A 16,081-nucleotide genomic window follows, 5' to 3' on the forward strand; every position below is an offset into this window, starting at 1 on the left:
AGGCCTCAGCTTATGTTACGTCTCCCTTTTCTCTTTATCGCAACAGGCATTACCGGTTTTACCTTGTTCCATCTCACCTCCCTTTTGTCGCTTGCCGACTGGATAGGAGATCCTGTCCGCGGGCCCACAGGATGGTTCAACATCCATCTCATCATCCTTGGATGGGCAACGATGATTGCAATGGGCGCTGTATATCAGCTCATTCATGTTATTTTACAATCAAAAATTTTTAGCGAACGGCTCGCTTATGTCCATTACGGCTGCTTCACCGCCGGGGTGTGCGGACTGCTTTACGGGTTCATTAAAGGCGAAGTTGCCTGGATTGCCGGGTTTGCCGTGCTCGCTCTAATCGGTCTGCTGCTGTTCGCCTTTAATGTCATTTATACTCTATGGCGCGCCGAGCAGTGGAATGCCATCACGCTCAGCACCGCTTGCGCTGTATTGTATTTGGCGCTCACAGGGCTATCCGGCATGGGGATGGGGCTGAACTTCGCCCTCAATGCCTGGAGCGGGCTGCATGAGCGCATGTTCGGTGCCCATATTTGGCTCGGCACCTTAGGGTGGTTCGGGCTGCTCATTACCGGCTTCAGCTATAAAATGCTGCCGATGTTTTATTTGGCGCACAGCTTTCCAGCACGCCTGTCCTATGTCACGCTCGGCTTATGGAATGCTGGCGTGCTGATGGGCGCTGCCTCCTTCCTGTTTGACTGGGGCTTCTGGGCAAAATGGACCGCGCTGCTCTTTCTCGTGCTTGCGCTGCTTGCCTACAATGTTCACCTTGCGCAAATTCGCAAGCATCGGCATAAGCGCCATCCCGGCGCAGGCATCGTATGGTCGTTGAACAGCTGCCGCGCTATTGCGCTGTTTGCCATCAGTGCGCTGATCTATACGGCGTTTTATCCGCAGGCGTTTGGCTCAGCTGAGCTGGTAACAGCTGCGGGCTGGATTTATTTAGGCGGCTGGGCCAGTTTTATGATTTTATGCTACTTGTCCAAAATCGTCCCCTTCCTATGGTGGACGCAAAAATACGGTCCGCAGGTCGGCAAGCCAGGCATACCTACCATGGCCGCTTTGTTGGGAGATAACGGCGTCAATCTTGGACTTACCGGCATCGCTTTTTCCCTGCTGCTGCTGTTTGCGGGGCTGCTGTTTGGCCTGCCGTTTCTGACGCTTGTAGGCGGACTTGGCTTTTCCTTATTTTCACTCGGTTATATTTCATTAATCGCCTTGGTATTTACAAAATGAGAAGCAGAACTTTGGAGGGGAGAGGAGCAGGATGGAGAAACGATCAGATGAACGTTTGGGCGAACAATTGGAAGAGAGTACGAAGGAGCAGGTATGGGAATTGCTGCGCAAGGTGCATGATCCTGAGCTGGGCGTCAATATTGTCGATCTCGGCCTTGTATACGACTTGAATGGGGAAGATGAACATATTACCGTGATCATGACGCTGACAACGCCAGGCTGCCCGATGCACGATATGATTGCTGGCGGCGTCCGGCATGTGCTGCTGGGGGAGCTGGGCTTCACCTCCGTCGACGTAAATGTCGTCTGGGAGCCTGCATGGCAGCCCGCCATGATGTCGGAGGAGGCGAAGGAATTTCTAGGCTATTGCTAGGTACGAGCGTAAACGGCTTTCGCCGCCCTTGGGTGGCAAAGCTAACGTTTGCCGGCCCAATCCTTTTTATCAAGTTTATAATAGTTATATTTTTCGTTATCCATTTCAATAATACTCTGAAAGTTAAAACCGCATTTTTGTATTACCTTATTGGACGGAACGTTATTTAATAGAGCAATAGCACTAAGCACCTTAACGTTCGTACTCTCAAACAAATAATTAATCACTCCTTGTGACGCTTGGGTTGTAAAGCCTTTACCTCTATGATCCTTAGATATTGCATACATGATTTCTCGATTTGGCGGCGGCAATTCTTCTTTAATTCCTGAACAACACCAACCGATAAATTCTCCTGTCTCTTTCAATATAATTCCTAATCGCAGACGGAGTTCACCAATGTCTTCACTTGTTGATACAGCATTCAAAAACTGTTTATTTTCTGGAATTTCATAGTTGATAAACCAATCTTCCCTCTGCTCTTTCGATACGTTCCAGCCTGGCAAAAATTCATGTATTTCAGGTTGCCAGGTGAGTGAATGAAAATCATCTAAATCCGTAACTAAAAATTCTCGTAGAATGACATCCTTACATTCAATCGCAAAAATGTTTTCTTTGGAATCGGAACGAGCATTTGTATTCATAATAAATCTCCCTCTATAAACTGTACTAATGTCTATCATACCTCTCTAAGTGAATCTATTGCGAGGGTATAATGACTATAATTGTTTTTTATTTAGCAACAATATTTCAGAAAATAGCCTTCTAAATAAGCAAGCTGCCGATGATCCTCATCGCGGCTTGCCTATTCCTATTCGTGTTGTTGTCTATTCCTAGTAACACTACGAGCGTCTCACGGAGCGATACCAACTCCAGCAGGCGGTTGCTTTAATTCACCTTTCCCCGCTTATACCCTTATGTCGGTTCCTCCAGCACGAATGCTCCCTTGCCGCGTTCCTCCTGAATCCAAGCTGCCATACCAGCGCTGTCCTGCACAGCGAATACCGGGAGCCCACCAAAACTCACCGGATACCATGATGCAACCGCAACGACCTGCTCTAATTGTTTAACGAGCGCCTCGTCCTCCTCCTCGCGAATCAAGACGATCTTCGGATAGCACTCTTGTTTAAAGCCCTCGACAATGACCCAGTCCATGTCGCCAAACTGCTGAAGCAGCTCCTTCAGCGGCGTCGGCCGCTGCTCCATAATCGCCGTGCGATGCGGCGAGGTAATGGCGATTTTATGCGCACCCGCCTCGCGATGCTGCCATGTATCAGTACCCGGATGATCAATGTCAAAATCATGACCGTCATGCTTAACCGTGCCGACGCGGCAGCCGGCTTCGGCGAGCTGCTTGACCAGCGCTGCGGTCAGCGTCGTTTTTCCGGTGTTTTTAAAGCCGACAATTTGAATAATGGAAGTATGCAATGGTCGCTCTCCTTCTTTTTCTCGCGCTGCTGTGATCCCTATCACTTCACGACTACCACATGTTGTATTATCATTAGCTTCTGAAACTAAATGTAGTTATTTCAGTAGGAAGGAGAATGTGATGCTGACCTTCTACCCCCGGTTCATCCGTACCTTTACAGATTTGCCCGGGCATCTCTCCCTGCTGATTCACGCCTGGAACGGCTGTAATATGCGCTGCTACGGCTGCCATAATGATGCGGAATTAATCGCGCAGAAGCCGGTTCCGCATTTGCTGTTAACCCCAGAGCAGACGCTTGAGCGGCTGAGCGGCAGCGATGGGCTGTTCGACGCTGTGCTGTTCAGCGGGGGCGAATTTTTAATCAGCAGCGCGGCTGAGCTGGAAAGCTTCCTGCGGCGTGTGCGCCTTATTTTCAGAGGGAAAATCATTGTTATGACGAATGGCACGTTCCCTGGCAAACTGAAGCATCTGCTGGAACTGGCGCTGATCGACGGCGTTCATATCGATATGAAGCTGCCCTTTCACCTGCTGGACCCAGTGGAGGATGCCGAGGTATTCGAGGCGATTATCGGCGCCCAGCCTTCCGACCGCTTCTGTCAGGACATCCTCGACTCCGTCGATCTCGTCATTCGCCACAACAGCAGGCTGAGCCAAGTAAGGACGGTTCGTTATCCGCTGCTGAGCGAGGAGTTTTTCGTCCAGATTGCCTCCTATATTGAGCAGTTGAAAGACAAGTATGACAGTATTGTACCTTATTACCTGAATCCCTACCATCCACCGCAAAAATAGAACGGAGGCCGATGATGTTTAGCCAATCTACCGATATTATCCACACGTTTACTTCCGGGTCCGAGACGAAGCAAGCCGACTACTTGAAAAGAGAAAACAGCAACTTTGTCTACTCGCTGCCGCTGCTGCGCCATAATTTGAACAATTTTGCCGAGGAGGAGTATTTGCTGGAGCATATTTTGCCGCCCGCGCTTACCGAGCTCTATTGGGACGGCGTTGTGTACATTCACGACAAGCAGCTTAGCCCTTATTGCCTAAGTGTAGGCTGTAAGGATATTGCGGCGAACGGCATCCCAACACTGGCGAAAAATATGATGTCCTCGCAGCCGACAAAAAAGCTCGAAACGCTGCTGCGCCATTTCAGCAATCTCGTCGTACTGATGTCGCAGCAGGTATCCGGCGCTGTCATGCTTTCGCAGATGACGACGGTATCCGCCTCCTATCTCTATTATGAGGAGACTGTCAGAGGCCATAGCTTCACCGCCGCGGAGCTTGAGCAGCTGTTCCAAAGCTTGATCTGGGAAATGAATATGCCGCTGCGCGGTGGTTCGCAATCTGCCTTCACCAACATTACGCTTGAATTTGGCAAGCCTTCTGATGAAATCAAGGATGATTGTGTCGTCATTGGCGGCTCGCCGCTGGACATGCGCTACAAGGAAATTCCATCCGCCTACTTTGACCGGATTAACGAGGCGGTTATTGCGGTGATGAAGCAAGGTACAGGCAATGGCATCCCGTTCACCTTTCCGCTTTTGACAGTACCGATTGACGATTATTTTGACTACAGCAATCCGTTGTTTCTAGAGCTGCTGGATGGCATGTACCAATGGGGCGGCGTTTATTTCGAAAACTTCCGCAGCAAGCCGTTCGAGAGCGAGCATTATCGCCGTCTGAACCCTTATATTAAACCGCGTGATCCCGAGGTCAGCCGCAGCTTGTGCTGCCGACTGCAAATAGACTTAACGATATTGTCACGTCTCGGAAGCGGGATTTTTGGCAGCTCCACTGGCTCTACCGGTGCCGTACAAGTTCTTAATTTAAACATGAACCGCGTCCTAATGGAATACGGCGGACATGAAGATACGCTGCTTGCGAAAATCAAGGAGCTGCTGAACATTATGCAGGAAGGTCATATGGCCAAGCGCAAGTGGATTGAGCAAAACAAAGAGCTGTATCCGACCTTTTTCGCCTTAAACCGTGATTTGTCCAATTATTTTAATGTGTTTGCCGTTACTGGCATGCATGAGGGGCTAATCAATATCGGCTATGAGGGCGGGATGAACAATGAGGCAGGCAAGCAGCTCGCCCACCGAATCATGCAGTTCATGACAGAGACGATCAATGAATTTATCGTCCGCGATCAGGTTGCCTGCGGCATCGAATATGCACCGGGTGAAAATGCCGCGATCAAGCTGGCCCGTCATGATGTTAAATGGGCAAAAAACCATGACCGCAGTATTTTCGTACAGGGTACAGGGGATAACGTTTATTTAACCTCGGGGTGCATGCTGCCGTTCAGCGAAGATGATTTTCTGCGCCAGGTGGAGAACAGCGCTGAATTTCAGGCTTATGCGACATCTGGCAGCATTTTGCATCATTTCCTTGAAACGAAGCTGGCTCCGGAGAGACTCGCCGATTATTTAAAGAAAATTTTCGAGAAGCCGATTCAATATATTACGCTCACGCCGACTCTGACAAGCTGTCTTACTTGCAGCCAGCAAATCGTCGCTGAAGATGGAAAAAACATTCACTCCTGTCCTGTATGCGGCAGCGACGATATCGCCACCTTCAGCCGCGTCATCGGTTATGTCAAAATGATTGCCCGCAAAAAGCTCGAGGTAGATGAACAGGGGTACTATACAGGAGAATATAATTTTTGGAGCAATGCGCGGCGTTTTGACTGGAATACGCGCAAACGTATGAAGGAGGACGCTGTTGACCGCGTTAGCACTGCCGCTGCCGTCTCTGCAGCAGACTCTTGATTTAGACGCCTAGGATGGCCGAGTGCGGGGGCTGCGCAATAATCCCGTGCGCATTAACCACTAATTATGCTGTGCCGCACAAAACCGCCCCTCTTCCCTTCCGGATACAGCTCGGGAGGTGAATGGGCGGCACTTTTTCATGGCATACGCTATAGGGCAAATTTGTACAGTGCAGGACTGCCCAATCTTATAAAGTAGAAGCGGCAAGAGGAATGACCGTAACAAGCGTCCCCGCCTTGATGCCTGTCTTCGTAGGCGGAATGACGATTAGGCAGTTTGCATCCTTTAACGTAACCAGCGCGCTCGACATATCCACGCCCTCTTGCTTTACGTACACCAGTCCGTTGTTGAAATATCGAATGCCCCGTACATAGCGGGGGTAGGCATTAACCTTATTATAATCGGCTGCAAGAAAAGCATCATGCCCCTGAACATCAGCTGACTTATGCTCCCCCTGCATGGCGAGCAATACGGGACGCACCAATAATTCACAGCCGATAAAGCATGCTGCCGGATTGCCGGACAATCCAAAAAACAGTTTATTCTTCCATACGCCTGCGCTCGTTGGACTGCCTGGGCGCATCGCGATTTTATTAAACAGCGTTTCCCCTTCCCACTGCTGGAAAAAATCAGCGATAATATCATAATCCCCGACAGATACGCCTCCCGTTGCAATCACGATATCCACGTCGCTTGCGAGCAGCTTGTACAGCATGCTTTCAGCGTTCGCATAATGATCAGCAATGTGCTCCACGAAAAGCGGTTCAGCGCCGCATGCCCGCACTTGGGCCGCCAGCATATAAATATTGCTATTTCTGATCTTGGCGCCTTCCAGCGGCTCATTAATGGACAACAGCTCGCTCCCAGTTGAAACGATCGCAACGAGCGGCTTGCGGTGCACACGAACCTCCGCGCAGCCGAGTGCGCTCAGCAGAGCCATCTGCCCCGGCCCGATCCGTTCACCCGCCTCCAGCATTAGCTCACCAGCAAGTGCTTCTTGGCCGATTGGCGATATGTTCGCTCCGGCGGGTACTGCCTTGCGCAGCATGACATAAGGCTGGCCAGCCTTTTCGGCCTCCTCAGCCATTTCCAGCATAATGACGGCATCGGCACCATCCGGCACCATCCCGCCAGTCATAATTCGTGCTGCTGTGCCAGGCATAATCACTTTTGTCGGCACAGTACCGCTTGGCAGCTGTTCAATAACTTCCAGCATAACAGGTAGCTGCTGCAAATCCGCCGTTCTGATGGCGTAGCCATCCATGCCGGAGCGGCGAAAATGCGGAATCGCTTCTCGTGCGTGAATATTCTCAGCCAAGCTATAGCCTGCTGCATCGGCCAGTGCTATTTTGACCGTACCGGCCTGATGGACCCGATCGAGCAAGGCCTGCTGCGCGTCGCCTAGCGTCACTGCTTTTCTCTGATGCTTGCTATCGTTCTTCTCCTTGTGTATGTTCATTAGAAGGTCGTCCTTTCAAAAGCTGTTCTCATTTATTTCAATGTACCAGTATAATGTGCCAAACCACTGTGAGATAGGTCACTAAAGAATAGCTCATGCATGTCTATATTGCAAAAAAAAGACCAATCAGCCTGGCACTGATTGATCCCATCTATGAAATGCCGATATTATTTATATATTAGAAATACTAGGAAGGAAGATGCTCGTTATGCTGCTTCATAAAGGAGAAACACTGTTCCGTCAAGGAGAGCTAGGACCGCTCTACCACATTAAAAGCGGGATGCTCAAAATTATTCGCCTGCATGAGGATGGCAATCCGATTCTAATGAATATTATCACCGCTGGAGAAACGATTCCCCATCATTCGCTCATTACCCAGCAGGCGTATCACGGAACAGCTGTAGCGCTGGTCACCTGCAATATTGAGGTGTTGCCGCCCCGAGAATGGTACCAAACGCTGGAGAGCGAGCCGGAAAAATGCCGTGATATTGCGCTGCTGCTGCAAAACAAGCTGCGCATGATGCAGCAGCGCATCGATCAATTGACGCAGGCCGCACCGATTGATAAGCTCCGCAAGCTGGAGCAATGGTTCGACCAGTATATTTCACCAGCTACCCTTTGCGATGTGCTGACGCAGGATGAAATTGGACAGCTGATCGGGCTGCGCCGCGAAACAGTCAATCGGCTGCTGCGCGCAAAGGCCACCGAGAGCGCAGTGAAGAAAGCATCCTTCTAATTAAACGGTATCGGCTGTTTCCTGCTGCTCGCCTTGCCCATCGTTCAAGCTTTCAGCCGGACCAAAAAACTCAAAATGAATATCGGAAGCCTGAACGTCAAACACCCGCAAGGCGCGATTGATCATTTTCATAAATGGCTGTGGTCCGCAAAAATAAAAGCTGGCATCCGTCGTCGGAATAGCTGTGCGAAGCCATGGGAAATTGATCAGCCCTTCCTTATGGTAATCTTTAAGCGCCTTGTCATGTGCCGTAGGCTGCGTATAGCAGTAGAAGACGGACAGCTGCGGGTGACGGCCGGCAAGCGCGGTTACCTGCTCCTTCATCGCATGCGTGTCTCCATTCGTGGTCGCATGGATAAAGGTAACCGGCCGCTCTGGACTGGCTTCCACTACAGCATGCAGCATACTCATCATCGGTGTCAGCCCAACGCCGCCGCTAATGAGCACGACAGGCCGCGTATCCTCCAAATCCACGGTAAAATCGCCCGCCGGTGCTGACAAATGAACGACATCTCCTTCGCGCAAATGCTCATGCAAAGACACGGACACTTTGCCAGCAGGCTGGCCATCCCGCCCATCCTCGCGTTTGACCGAAATACGGTAATAAGGCTTGCTTGGCGAGTCCGATAAACTATATTGGCGAATATGGGTAAAAGCATCGTTCGGCAGTTCCCTTTTCATGCTCACATATTGCCCAGCTTTAAAGCTTGCAATTGCACCGCCGTCCTCCGGCAGGAGGTAGAAGGATGTAATGTTGTCGCTCTCCTGAACCTTTTTATTGACCACAAAAGCCCGGAACCCTTCCCAGCCGCCATGCTGCTGCTCTGCCTGCTTATACATTTCCTTCTCCACGCCGATAAACGCATCGGCAATAAGGCCATAGGCTTCTGCCCACGCCTGCAAAATATCATCCGTAGCCGCATCGCCCAGCACATCCTTGATCGCAGCAAGCAAATATTTGCCAACAATCGGATAATGCTCTGGCAAAATCCCCAAGCTTCTATGCTTATGGGCAATTTGCTTCACAACTGGCAATATAGCAGCCAAATTATCAATATGAAGAGCGGCAGCGTAAACCGCATTTGCGAGCGCCGCTTGCTGCTTGCCTTGTTTTTGATTGGCATGGTTAAAAATATGAAGCAGCTCCGGATGAGCCGCAAACATCGTTTCATAGAAACGCTTCGTAATTGTCGTGCCGTGGACTTCCAATACAGGAACGGTAGATTTAATTGTGGCAATGGTCTTCTCACTCAGCATCATCGCACTCTCCTCACGGGTTTAAGTATCCTTCAAACTTGATCTTCACCAGTATAAACAAGGAATACGTTTTTGATTGTGATTGAAATCACAATAAAGAATGCTGAATTGTGACAGTTTCCCATGGGTTAATCGACAAAAGTGAAAAACTAAGAAAAACGCCTGGCGGCAAAGCTATCATTTCGCGGGTGAAAAATAAGCCCATATTAAGGGGGAACATTATAATAGGATTATATTTCAAAAAAATCCAGCTAAAGCAAGGGCTTCAGCTGGATTTGAGCATTTTTTCAACCTTATAGCGAATTTTGTCACATTTGACGTCAATCATTCACGTTTTAGACAATCGTTAGACAAAGTTCTTTAAGGTTCGACTAAGGTTTTGTTTATATAATAATAACTATCAACCCCACAGTTGATCATATAACTAGGACAGGCCCACAGAGATGTGGGCCACTTTTTTTGAAAACATAGGAAAGGATACGATGTTTGCATCCTTTCTCTCTATTTCTCGGAATGAAACGCGCCGCGCCGCCAGAGGACGGCGACAGCCCCTTCACCTTGTCCAGCCTTCATTCCAAACCTTAAAATCAGGTTTGCCATCCTCCGACCAATGCAGCTGCTTGACGAACGTATGACGATTCGGATCATTTAGCGGGTCTCCCTCAATCTCCTTATAGGTGCGGGCATGGTACACGAATACATCCGTCTCGCCATCCTCCGCTACAGTGAAGCCGTTATGGCCCGGCCCATACTGATCGCGCCCCTCATCCGTCTTAAATACCGGCTCCGGCGATTTCGTCCACGAAGCAGCATCAAGCAGGTCGCTGTCCTCAGATGCCGTAAGCAAACCGACGCAATAATTAAAATCGGTAGCGCTTGCAGAATAGCTGATGAAAAGGCTGCCGCCCCGTTTAATGACCGCTGGCCCCTCATTAACCAAATAGCCGATTTTTTCCCAATCGTATTCCGGGGTTGCGATCATAATCTGAGTCCCGCGAATCGTCCAAGGGTTTTCCATCGCCGCGATGTACAGGTTCGTATTGCCTTTAATCGCTGGATCATTTTGCGCCCAAACCAGATAGCGCTCTCCCTTATGCTCAAACGTCGTAGCATCCAGATTGAAGGACTCCCAGTTCATTACGATTTTGCCTTTCTCCGTCCATGCGCCCTCCAGCGGATTAGCGCTTTCATTTTCAAGCACGTAGGTACGATGAGCAAAGCCTGCATCCGTCCTGCCCGAAGCAAAATAAATGTACCATCGGCCATCGATAAAATGAATTTCAGGAGCCCAAATTTTCTCGCTCATCTCGCCGCTTTCATGTTTGTGCCAGATTGCAACCGGCTCCGCATCAGCCAAACCAACGATCGTCTGCGAGCGGCGCAGCTCAATATAATTATAATCCGGCTCAGTTGCCGTGAAATAATACCAGCCGTCTACATGCTTATAAATCCACGGATCAGCGCGCTGCAAAACGATCGCTTTACCTTCATTTTGCTTGAATCGCGTTGTAATCGGCTGTAAACGCTTCGATGATTTTGTCTCCGCCGTCTTTTCTCCATTTGGCAACTGCATCATTCCAACCTTTCTCGTCAAGCTCACCCATACGTATCCTCATTATATACAAAAGCCAGTCCTCGCTCAATGACAGGTATCGTAAAGGCTTAGGCCTCCTCTGACTGAACCCTTCTTCTGCCGCCATGAAATACATTGTCGAGCGATAGCCAGCTGCTGCCGTTCATCGTCAAATGGACACAGCAGGCAAAGAGCAGCAAATCAATTTCAAAGCCGTTGATCAAGCCTTTTTCCCACGATACATACAAGGTCGCAACAATCATTTGAATACCGAATAAAGCGGCAAATATTTTGGTTTCAAGGCCGAGAATCAGCGCAGCTCCGCCCACTACCTCAAGAGTTGCGATCACATAGGCGAAAAATCCCGAAATGCCAAAGTTGTTGAACATCGTTGAAACGCTATCCATGCCCATAATAAACTTGTCGACACCGTGAAATATAAAGATGATTCCCATTACGATTCTTAATATAAAAGATCCCATTTCAAGCCTTTTCAAATGCCTTTGTTGATACACGCCTTCAGCTCCTTAGTCCTTAAGAATCACAAAAATAGTATTAACGGTACAAAATGATTATATTGTACAATAACATTAACTGACAACAACAGTTATTATTCGACAAGAACATGCCAAAAAATCATTCTATAATTATCAGGAGGAACTGTGGTGAACGACTTTAAATCTGAATTCCATCAGCTGCTAGCCTTTACGCTTCGCAAAAAAATCATGGCCGGATTTTCAATCATTCTCGTCTTAATTATCGGTTTGTCAGGCCTCTCCTATTTTGAGCTGAATCTCAAGGATAAGGATTATGCTGCACTGAAGCAAAGCATCGTCAATACAGAGAGACAACAGCTACTGGCCGATGCGGCCGCAGCAGCGACAAATGCTGGAGCATCCGATAAAGTCAGGGCATGGCTTGACTATGAGCAGCAACAGCTGAATACCATTCTTCAGGACGACAGTTCAGAAAAAAACGCTAGCGTTGCCGAATTGCTTTTTCCGCTTCTTACGTGTCTCATTATATTGCTTGGCTTAATTGTTGCACGAGCCATCAGCCATTACATAGCAGAGCCTGTTGTTCGCATATCGCGAAATATTGAACAAATTGCCGACGGAAACTTACTCGTTTCTGAGCTGACCCTGAAGCAAAATGACGAAATTGGTGAAACCGCCCGGGCAATCAACCGAATGAAGCAATATTTATTGCAGCTCATCGGACAAATCAATCAAGGAGCTGAGCAAGTAGCTACCTCTTCCCTGCTTTTACATGACGGCTCGGAGAAAAATACAGTGGCCGCGAAACAGCTTACGGCTCATATCATTACGATATCCGGGCAAGTCCAGCAGCAGCATGAGGGTATGCTGGGTGCACGTCATAAAGCCGAAAGCAACTTCGAACGGGCTGAAATGATGAAGCAGTCCGCGGACATCAGCCTGAATGCGTCTGCCCTAGTCGTTCAAGAGGTAAATTATGGCGGCTCAGTTATTGAACAAACCGTTATTCAAATGGAGAAGATAAAACATTCGACGGAAGAGACATTCGCGATCATTCATCAGCTCTCGGCAAGGTCGCAGGAGATCGGCGCCATTGCCGATGTCATTACGGCGATTGCCAGCCAGACGCATCTGCTCGCTTTGAATGCCTCAATAGAAGCGGCCCATGCTGGCGAGCAAGGCAAAGGTTTTGCCATCGTTGCAAGCGAAGTGCGCAAGCTCGCAGAGGAAGCACGCGTCTCCGCAGAACAAATTTTCGAGCTCATCGCCAATATTCAAAAGGATACGAATACCGCCTCCCATTCGATTGGCGTAGGAATTGAAGAAACGGAAGCGGGCATGAAGGTGGTCCAGCAGGCCGGCCAGTCGTTCCGTAATATCGATACTTCCGTACAAGAAGCTTCGCTTCATATTGGAGAAATTACAGCGGCTGTCAGCCATTTTGGCGATGACTCGCGCACGATGGCTGATTTGTCGGAACGCCTAGCTACGATGTCGCAAAGCATTGCCGAGGACATTCGCAACATTTCCTCCTTCTCCGAGGAGCAAATGGCGACCGTTCAGCAGATGAGCGCTTCGTCAGAAGCGTTAACATCGCTCTCTACTGAGCTGCGGGAAGAAACGCGCAAATTCAAAATAACGCCGGAAGAACCCGAAGCGGCGGCTATTGCTGAAACATTTGAATAAAATGACGGGCGGCATTGGAAAGATAACGATTCCTGAGCCAAACGATACCGACATCTGATTGAAAATCCGTGTCCGTGATGGCCAGCATGCGAATCGTTGGCAGCGGGAAAGAGGCCATGACCGATTTGGGAAAGACGGTAACGCCGATCCCAGCTGCCACAAGTGCCATTATAATGGCGACGCTGGAGCATTCGCAGATGATTTTCGGCTCAAAGCCATGAGCGCGGCATTCAATCATCACCTTCTCATGCATCGCCGTTGTCCGCTCCGTCTTAAGGGCAAGAAACGGCAAATCCTTAAGCTCGCTCATCTGCATCGATTGCTTGTGTGGATCTGTGCTCCACTTTGAAGGCAGTACGGCTACAAACGGATCGGATGGCAGCGGCAAAATCGAATAAGGCAATGAATCAGACGCCGATTCAAACGGGAGTCTGGCAACGACAAGCTCAATGCTGCGCTTCTCCAACTGACTGCCCAGCAAATAATGATCGCCTTCCCAAATTTTAAACGTTACCTCGGGATGCTTGTCTCGAAACCGCTCAATGACAGGCGGCAGCAACGATATGCAGGACACGACCGAGCCAATAGGCAGCACGCCCTGAATGCCCGCATCGAGCTCTCGCACCTCCTGCATCGTTTCATTAAATTGGTTGACTAAGCTTTCCGCCTTATCGCGCAGCAGCTCTCCCGCGTGGGTCAGCACAAGGCTTTTGCCATTGCGGTCAAATAAAGTGACGTTCAGTTCCTGCTCCATTTGCTTTAATTGGCGACTAAGCGGAGGCTGCTCCATATTAAGCAGCTTGGCGGCGCGCGTAATCTGCCCTTCCTTGGCGATCGCCAGGAAGTATTTGAGCTGACGTATATCCATATGCATTCTCCTATACCTAAAAAGTATGATGATCCGACAAAACAGATATTATCAATATACTTGGTTAAGTGGTACGATTCAACTACACGACTATCACGAATATAAGTGGGAGGATTCAAAAATGAGCCAACCGATTGCCATTGAATTAGCTGCTACCAAAAAAACAAAGCCACAAGCCGATCAACTTGGGTTTGGAAAATATTATACCGACCATATGTTCATTATGGACTATGAAGCATCGAAAGGCTGGCATAGCCCAAGAATCGTTCCTTACCAGCCGATTACGCTCGACCCTGCTTCCAAGGTGTTCCATTACGGACAAACGGTGTTCGAAGGTTTGAAAGCGTATCGCACAGATAAAGGCAGCATTTTGCTGTTCCGTCCGGAAGAAAACTTTAAACGGCTTAACCGCTCTAACGAACGTCTGAGCATTCCGCATCTTGACGAGGAAATTGCGCTGGAAGCTTTGAAGCAGCTCATTGCTGTTGATCAGGACTGGATCCCTGATGAGGATAAAACATCCCTATACGTCCGTCCATTCATTATTGCGAATGAATCATCACTTGGTGTAGCCCCTTCGCAAAACTACATGTTTATGATTATCCTTTCACCAGTCGGCTCGTATTACGCGGAAGGCATTCATCCGGTGAAGATTTTTGTGGAATCCGAATATGTACGTGCGGTTAAAGGCGGCGTCGGCAATGCCAAGACAGCCGGCAACTATGCCGCAGGCCTGAAAGCCCAGGAAGAAGCGGCAGCTAAAGGCTGTACGCAAGTGTTGTGGCTGGACGGTGTTGAGCGCAAATACGTAGAGGAAGTCGGCAGCATGAATGTCTTTTTCAGCATCAATGGCACAATTGTAACTCCGGCGCTGAATGGCAGCATTCTCGACGGCATTACGCGCAAATCGATTATTGAGCTGCTTAAATCGTGGAACATTCCCGTTGAGGAGCGCAAGCTGTCCATTGACGAGCTAGTCGAGGCTTATCATAACGATACGCTGGAGGAAGCTTTCGGAACGGGTACGGCAGCGGTTATTTCTCCAATTGGAGAGCTGCATTACCTCGATGAGCAGCTGCTGCTGCGCGGCGGAGAGACAGGACCTTTGTCACGCAAGCTGTATGAGACGTTAACAGGCATCCAAACGGGCGTCATTGCCGACCCATTTGGCTGGACCGTTGAACTTCCAAGTGCCCAATATACCGCTGGAACAAAATAACACATAACGGCGCTCTTCCTGCGCACAGCATGCTCAGTATACACATAAAACCAACCCCGTGCTCTAGTTAGGGCAGCACGGGGTTGGTTTTTGTCTTTGCATATCTTCCATTTTTACTCATCGTATTCGGCTGCAACCATTCAAGTTGCAAAGCAGCCTGTAGATATCAATAGCTGCGATTGGTCAGTTGATCCAAGCTTTTGAACGTATAGCCTTGCGCCCTCGCACCGTCTATAATCGCTCCTAAGGCCTCAGCATTGTCGGAGGAAACCGAATGCAGCAAAATAACGGCTCCCGGATGAAGCTGGCGCATCACTTGATCCTGGGCATATGCTGCGCCCCTCTGGCTGTTAATGTCCCAATCCTTATAGGCAACCGACCAGAATACGCTTGTATATCCAGCCTGCTTGCTGACAGCAAGCACCTGATTGCTGAAAATACCTCTTGGCGGACGCAAATACGCCATTTGCTGCTGGCCCGTCAGCAGCGCGGACTGCTCCTCCACCTTTTGGAGCTCGGTCTGAATTTGTCCTGAGCTTAGCTGTGTCATATCCGGGTGGCTCCAGGAATGGTTGCCAACGATATGCCCTTCCGACGCCATTCGCTTGACTAGCTCCGGCTGATCTTTAATGAAATGGCCCGTTACAAAAAAAGCGGCAGGAACACCCTTCGCCTTAAGCGTATCCAATACCTTCGCCGTATAGCCATTTTCATAGCCATTATCGAAGGTCAGATAGAGCTCCTTTTGCTTCGTATCGCCGAGGAAAATCGCCCCATTTTGCTGGACGATGCCTTTAAAGCCCTCCTCATTAATCGAAGGCAGCTGTCCTCCTGTGCTTTTCTTAAACCCGAAATGATAAACCCCCGGCTGTGCCAACGCGCTGCCCATGCCAAGACAGCCTAGCCATACAGCCAAACACAGGCTTAGCAGCCGGAGTGTCATACGCTTCATCATGCTGTTCCCCCTCATT

At 49.3% G+C, this 16,081-nt stretch carries 15 protein-coding genes; 7 read left to right on the forward strand and 8 right to left on the reverse strand.

From position 1 onward, the window contains the following. Positions 1 to 12 precede the first annotated feature (12 nt). Positions 13 to 1,245, forward strand: a complete 1,233-nt coding sequence (locus tag MHB80_RS16780; RefSeq protein WP_341278064.1) for a hypothetical protein — start codon at positions 13 to 15, stop codon at positions 1,243 to 1,245. Between the two features lie 31 nt (positions 1,246 to 1,276). Next, complete coding sequence (locus tag MHB80_RS16785; protein ID WP_341278065.1) at positions 1,277 to 1,618, forward strand: metal-sulfur cluster assembly factor; 342 nt, start codon at positions 1,277 to 1,279, stop codon at positions 1,616 to 1,618. A 41-nt stretch (positions 1,619 to 1,659) separates the two neighbouring features. Here the strand turns inward: MHB80_RS16785 and MHB80_RS16790 are convergent, their stop codons facing one another. Together MHB80_RS16790 and mobB are read right to left on the reverse strand one after the other, a co-directional pair. Then, positions 1,660 to 2,259, reverse strand: a complete 600-nt coding sequence (locus MHB80_RS16790; protein WP_341278066.1) for a GNAT family N-acetyltransferase — start codon at positions 2,257 to 2,259, stop codon at positions 1,660 to 1,662. A gap of 271 nt (positions 2,260 to 2,530) precedes the next feature. Continuing rightward, entirely contained in the window at positions 2,531 to 3,043 is a 513-nt protein-coding gene (mobB, locus tag MHB80_RS16795; protein ID WP_341278067.1) for a molybdopterin-guanine dinucleotide biosynthesis protein B, read from the reverse strand. 121 nt (positions 3,044 to 3,164) lie between these two features. Between mobB and MHB80_RS16800 the strand changes: the two genes are divergently transcribed. Further along, positions 3,165 to 3,833 (forward strand): radical SAM protein, encoded by a 669-nt coding sequence (locus tag MHB80_RS16800; protein WP_341278068.1) that lies wholly within the window; start codon positions 3,165 to 3,167, stop codon positions 3,831 to 3,833. Between the two features lie 11 nt (positions 3,834 to 3,844). Further along, positions 3,845 to 5,815, forward strand: coding sequence for an anaerobic ribonucleoside-triphosphate reductase (nrdD, locus tag MHB80_RS16805; protein WP_341278069.1), 1,971 nt, complete (start codon positions 3,845 to 3,847; stop codon positions 5,813 to 5,815). A 187-nt stretch (positions 5,816 to 6,002) separates the two neighbouring features. Here nrdD and glp read toward each other — a convergent pair whose 3' ends face one another. Then, positions 6,003 to 7,274 (reverse strand): gephyrin-like molybdotransferase Glp, encoded by a 1,272-nt coding sequence (gene glp / locus MHB80_RS16810; protein WP_341278070.1) that lies wholly within the window; start codon positions 7,272 to 7,274, stop codon positions 6,003 to 6,005. A 208-nt stretch (positions 7,275 to 7,482) separates the two neighbouring features. Here glp and MHB80_RS16815 point away from each other — a divergent pair, with 208 nt between their 5' ends. Next, positions 7,483 to 8,010, forward strand: a complete 528-nt coding sequence (locus MHB80_RS16815) for a Crp/Fnr family transcriptional regulator (protein WP_341278071.1) — start codon at positions 7,483 to 7,485, stop codon at positions 8,008 to 8,010. Here MHB80_RS16815 and hmpA read toward each other — a convergent pair whose 3' ends face one another. From hmpA to MHB80_RS16830, 3 genes are all read right to left on the reverse strand, one after another. After that, the gene (gene hmpA / locus MHB80_RS16820) at positions 8,011 to 9,267 is read right to left on the reverse strand and encodes an NO-inducible flavohemoprotein (RefSeq protein ID WP_341283009.1); all 1,257 of its coding nucleotides are present in this window, start codon (positions 9,265 to 9,267) and stop codon (positions 8,011 to 8,013) included. It abuts the gene before it with no gap. Between the two features lie 553 nt (positions 9,268 to 9,820). Next, positions 9,821 to 10,867, reverse strand: a complete 1,047-nt coding sequence (locus MHB80_RS16825) for a glycoside hydrolase family 43 protein (protein WP_341278072.1) — start codon at positions 10,865 to 10,867, stop codon at positions 9,821 to 9,823. A 62-nt stretch (positions 10,868 to 10,929) separates the two neighbouring features. Beyond that, positions 10,930 to 11,355: a DoxX family protein gene (locus tag MHB80_RS16830; protein WP_341278073.1), complete on the reverse strand. Its 426-nt coding sequence runs from the start codon at positions 11,353 to 11,355 to the stop codon at positions 10,930 to 10,932. A gap of 150 nt (positions 11,356 to 11,505) precedes the next feature. Between MHB80_RS16830 and MHB80_RS16835 the strand changes: the two genes are divergently transcribed. Continuing rightward, a complete protein-coding gene (locus MHB80_RS16835) occupies positions 11,506 to 13,023 on the forward strand; it encodes a HAMP domain-containing methyl-accepting chemotaxis protein (protein ID WP_341278074.1) in 1,518 nt (505 codons plus the stop codon). Here MHB80_RS16835 and MHB80_RS16840 read toward each other — a convergent pair. After that, positions 13,001 to 13,891 carry a LysR family transcriptional regulator gene (locus tag MHB80_RS16840; protein ID WP_341278075.1) on the reverse strand — a complete coding sequence of 297 codons (891 nt, stop codon included), beginning with the start codon at positions 13,889 to 13,891 and terminating at the stop codon, positions 13,001 to 13,003. The two genes, MHB80_RS16835 and MHB80_RS16840, sit on opposite strands and share 23 nt — an antisense overlap. A 121-nt stretch (positions 13,892 to 14,012) precedes the next feature. Here MHB80_RS16840 and MHB80_RS16845 point away from each other — a divergent pair, with 121 nt between their 5' ends. Then, complete coding sequence (locus MHB80_RS16845) at positions 14,013 to 15,110, forward strand: branched-chain amino acid aminotransferase (protein WP_341278076.1); 1,098 nt, start codon at positions 14,013 to 14,015, stop codon at positions 15,108 to 15,110. Positions 15,111 to 15,276: 166 nt separating this feature from the next. Here MHB80_RS16845 and pdaA read toward each other — a convergent pair whose 3' ends face one another. Next, complete coding sequence (gene pdaA / locus MHB80_RS16850; protein ID WP_341283010.1) at positions 15,277 to 16,062, reverse strand: delta-lactam-biosynthetic de-N-acetylase; 786 nt, start codon at positions 16,060 to 16,062, stop codon at positions 15,277 to 15,279. Positions 16,063 to 16,081: the final 19 nt, after the last annotated feature.

This window comes from Paenibacillus sp. FSL H8-0537 (assembly GCF_038051995.1).
Classification (GTDB): Bacteria; Bacillota; Bacilli; order Paenibacillales; family Paenibacillaceae; genus Pristimantibacillus.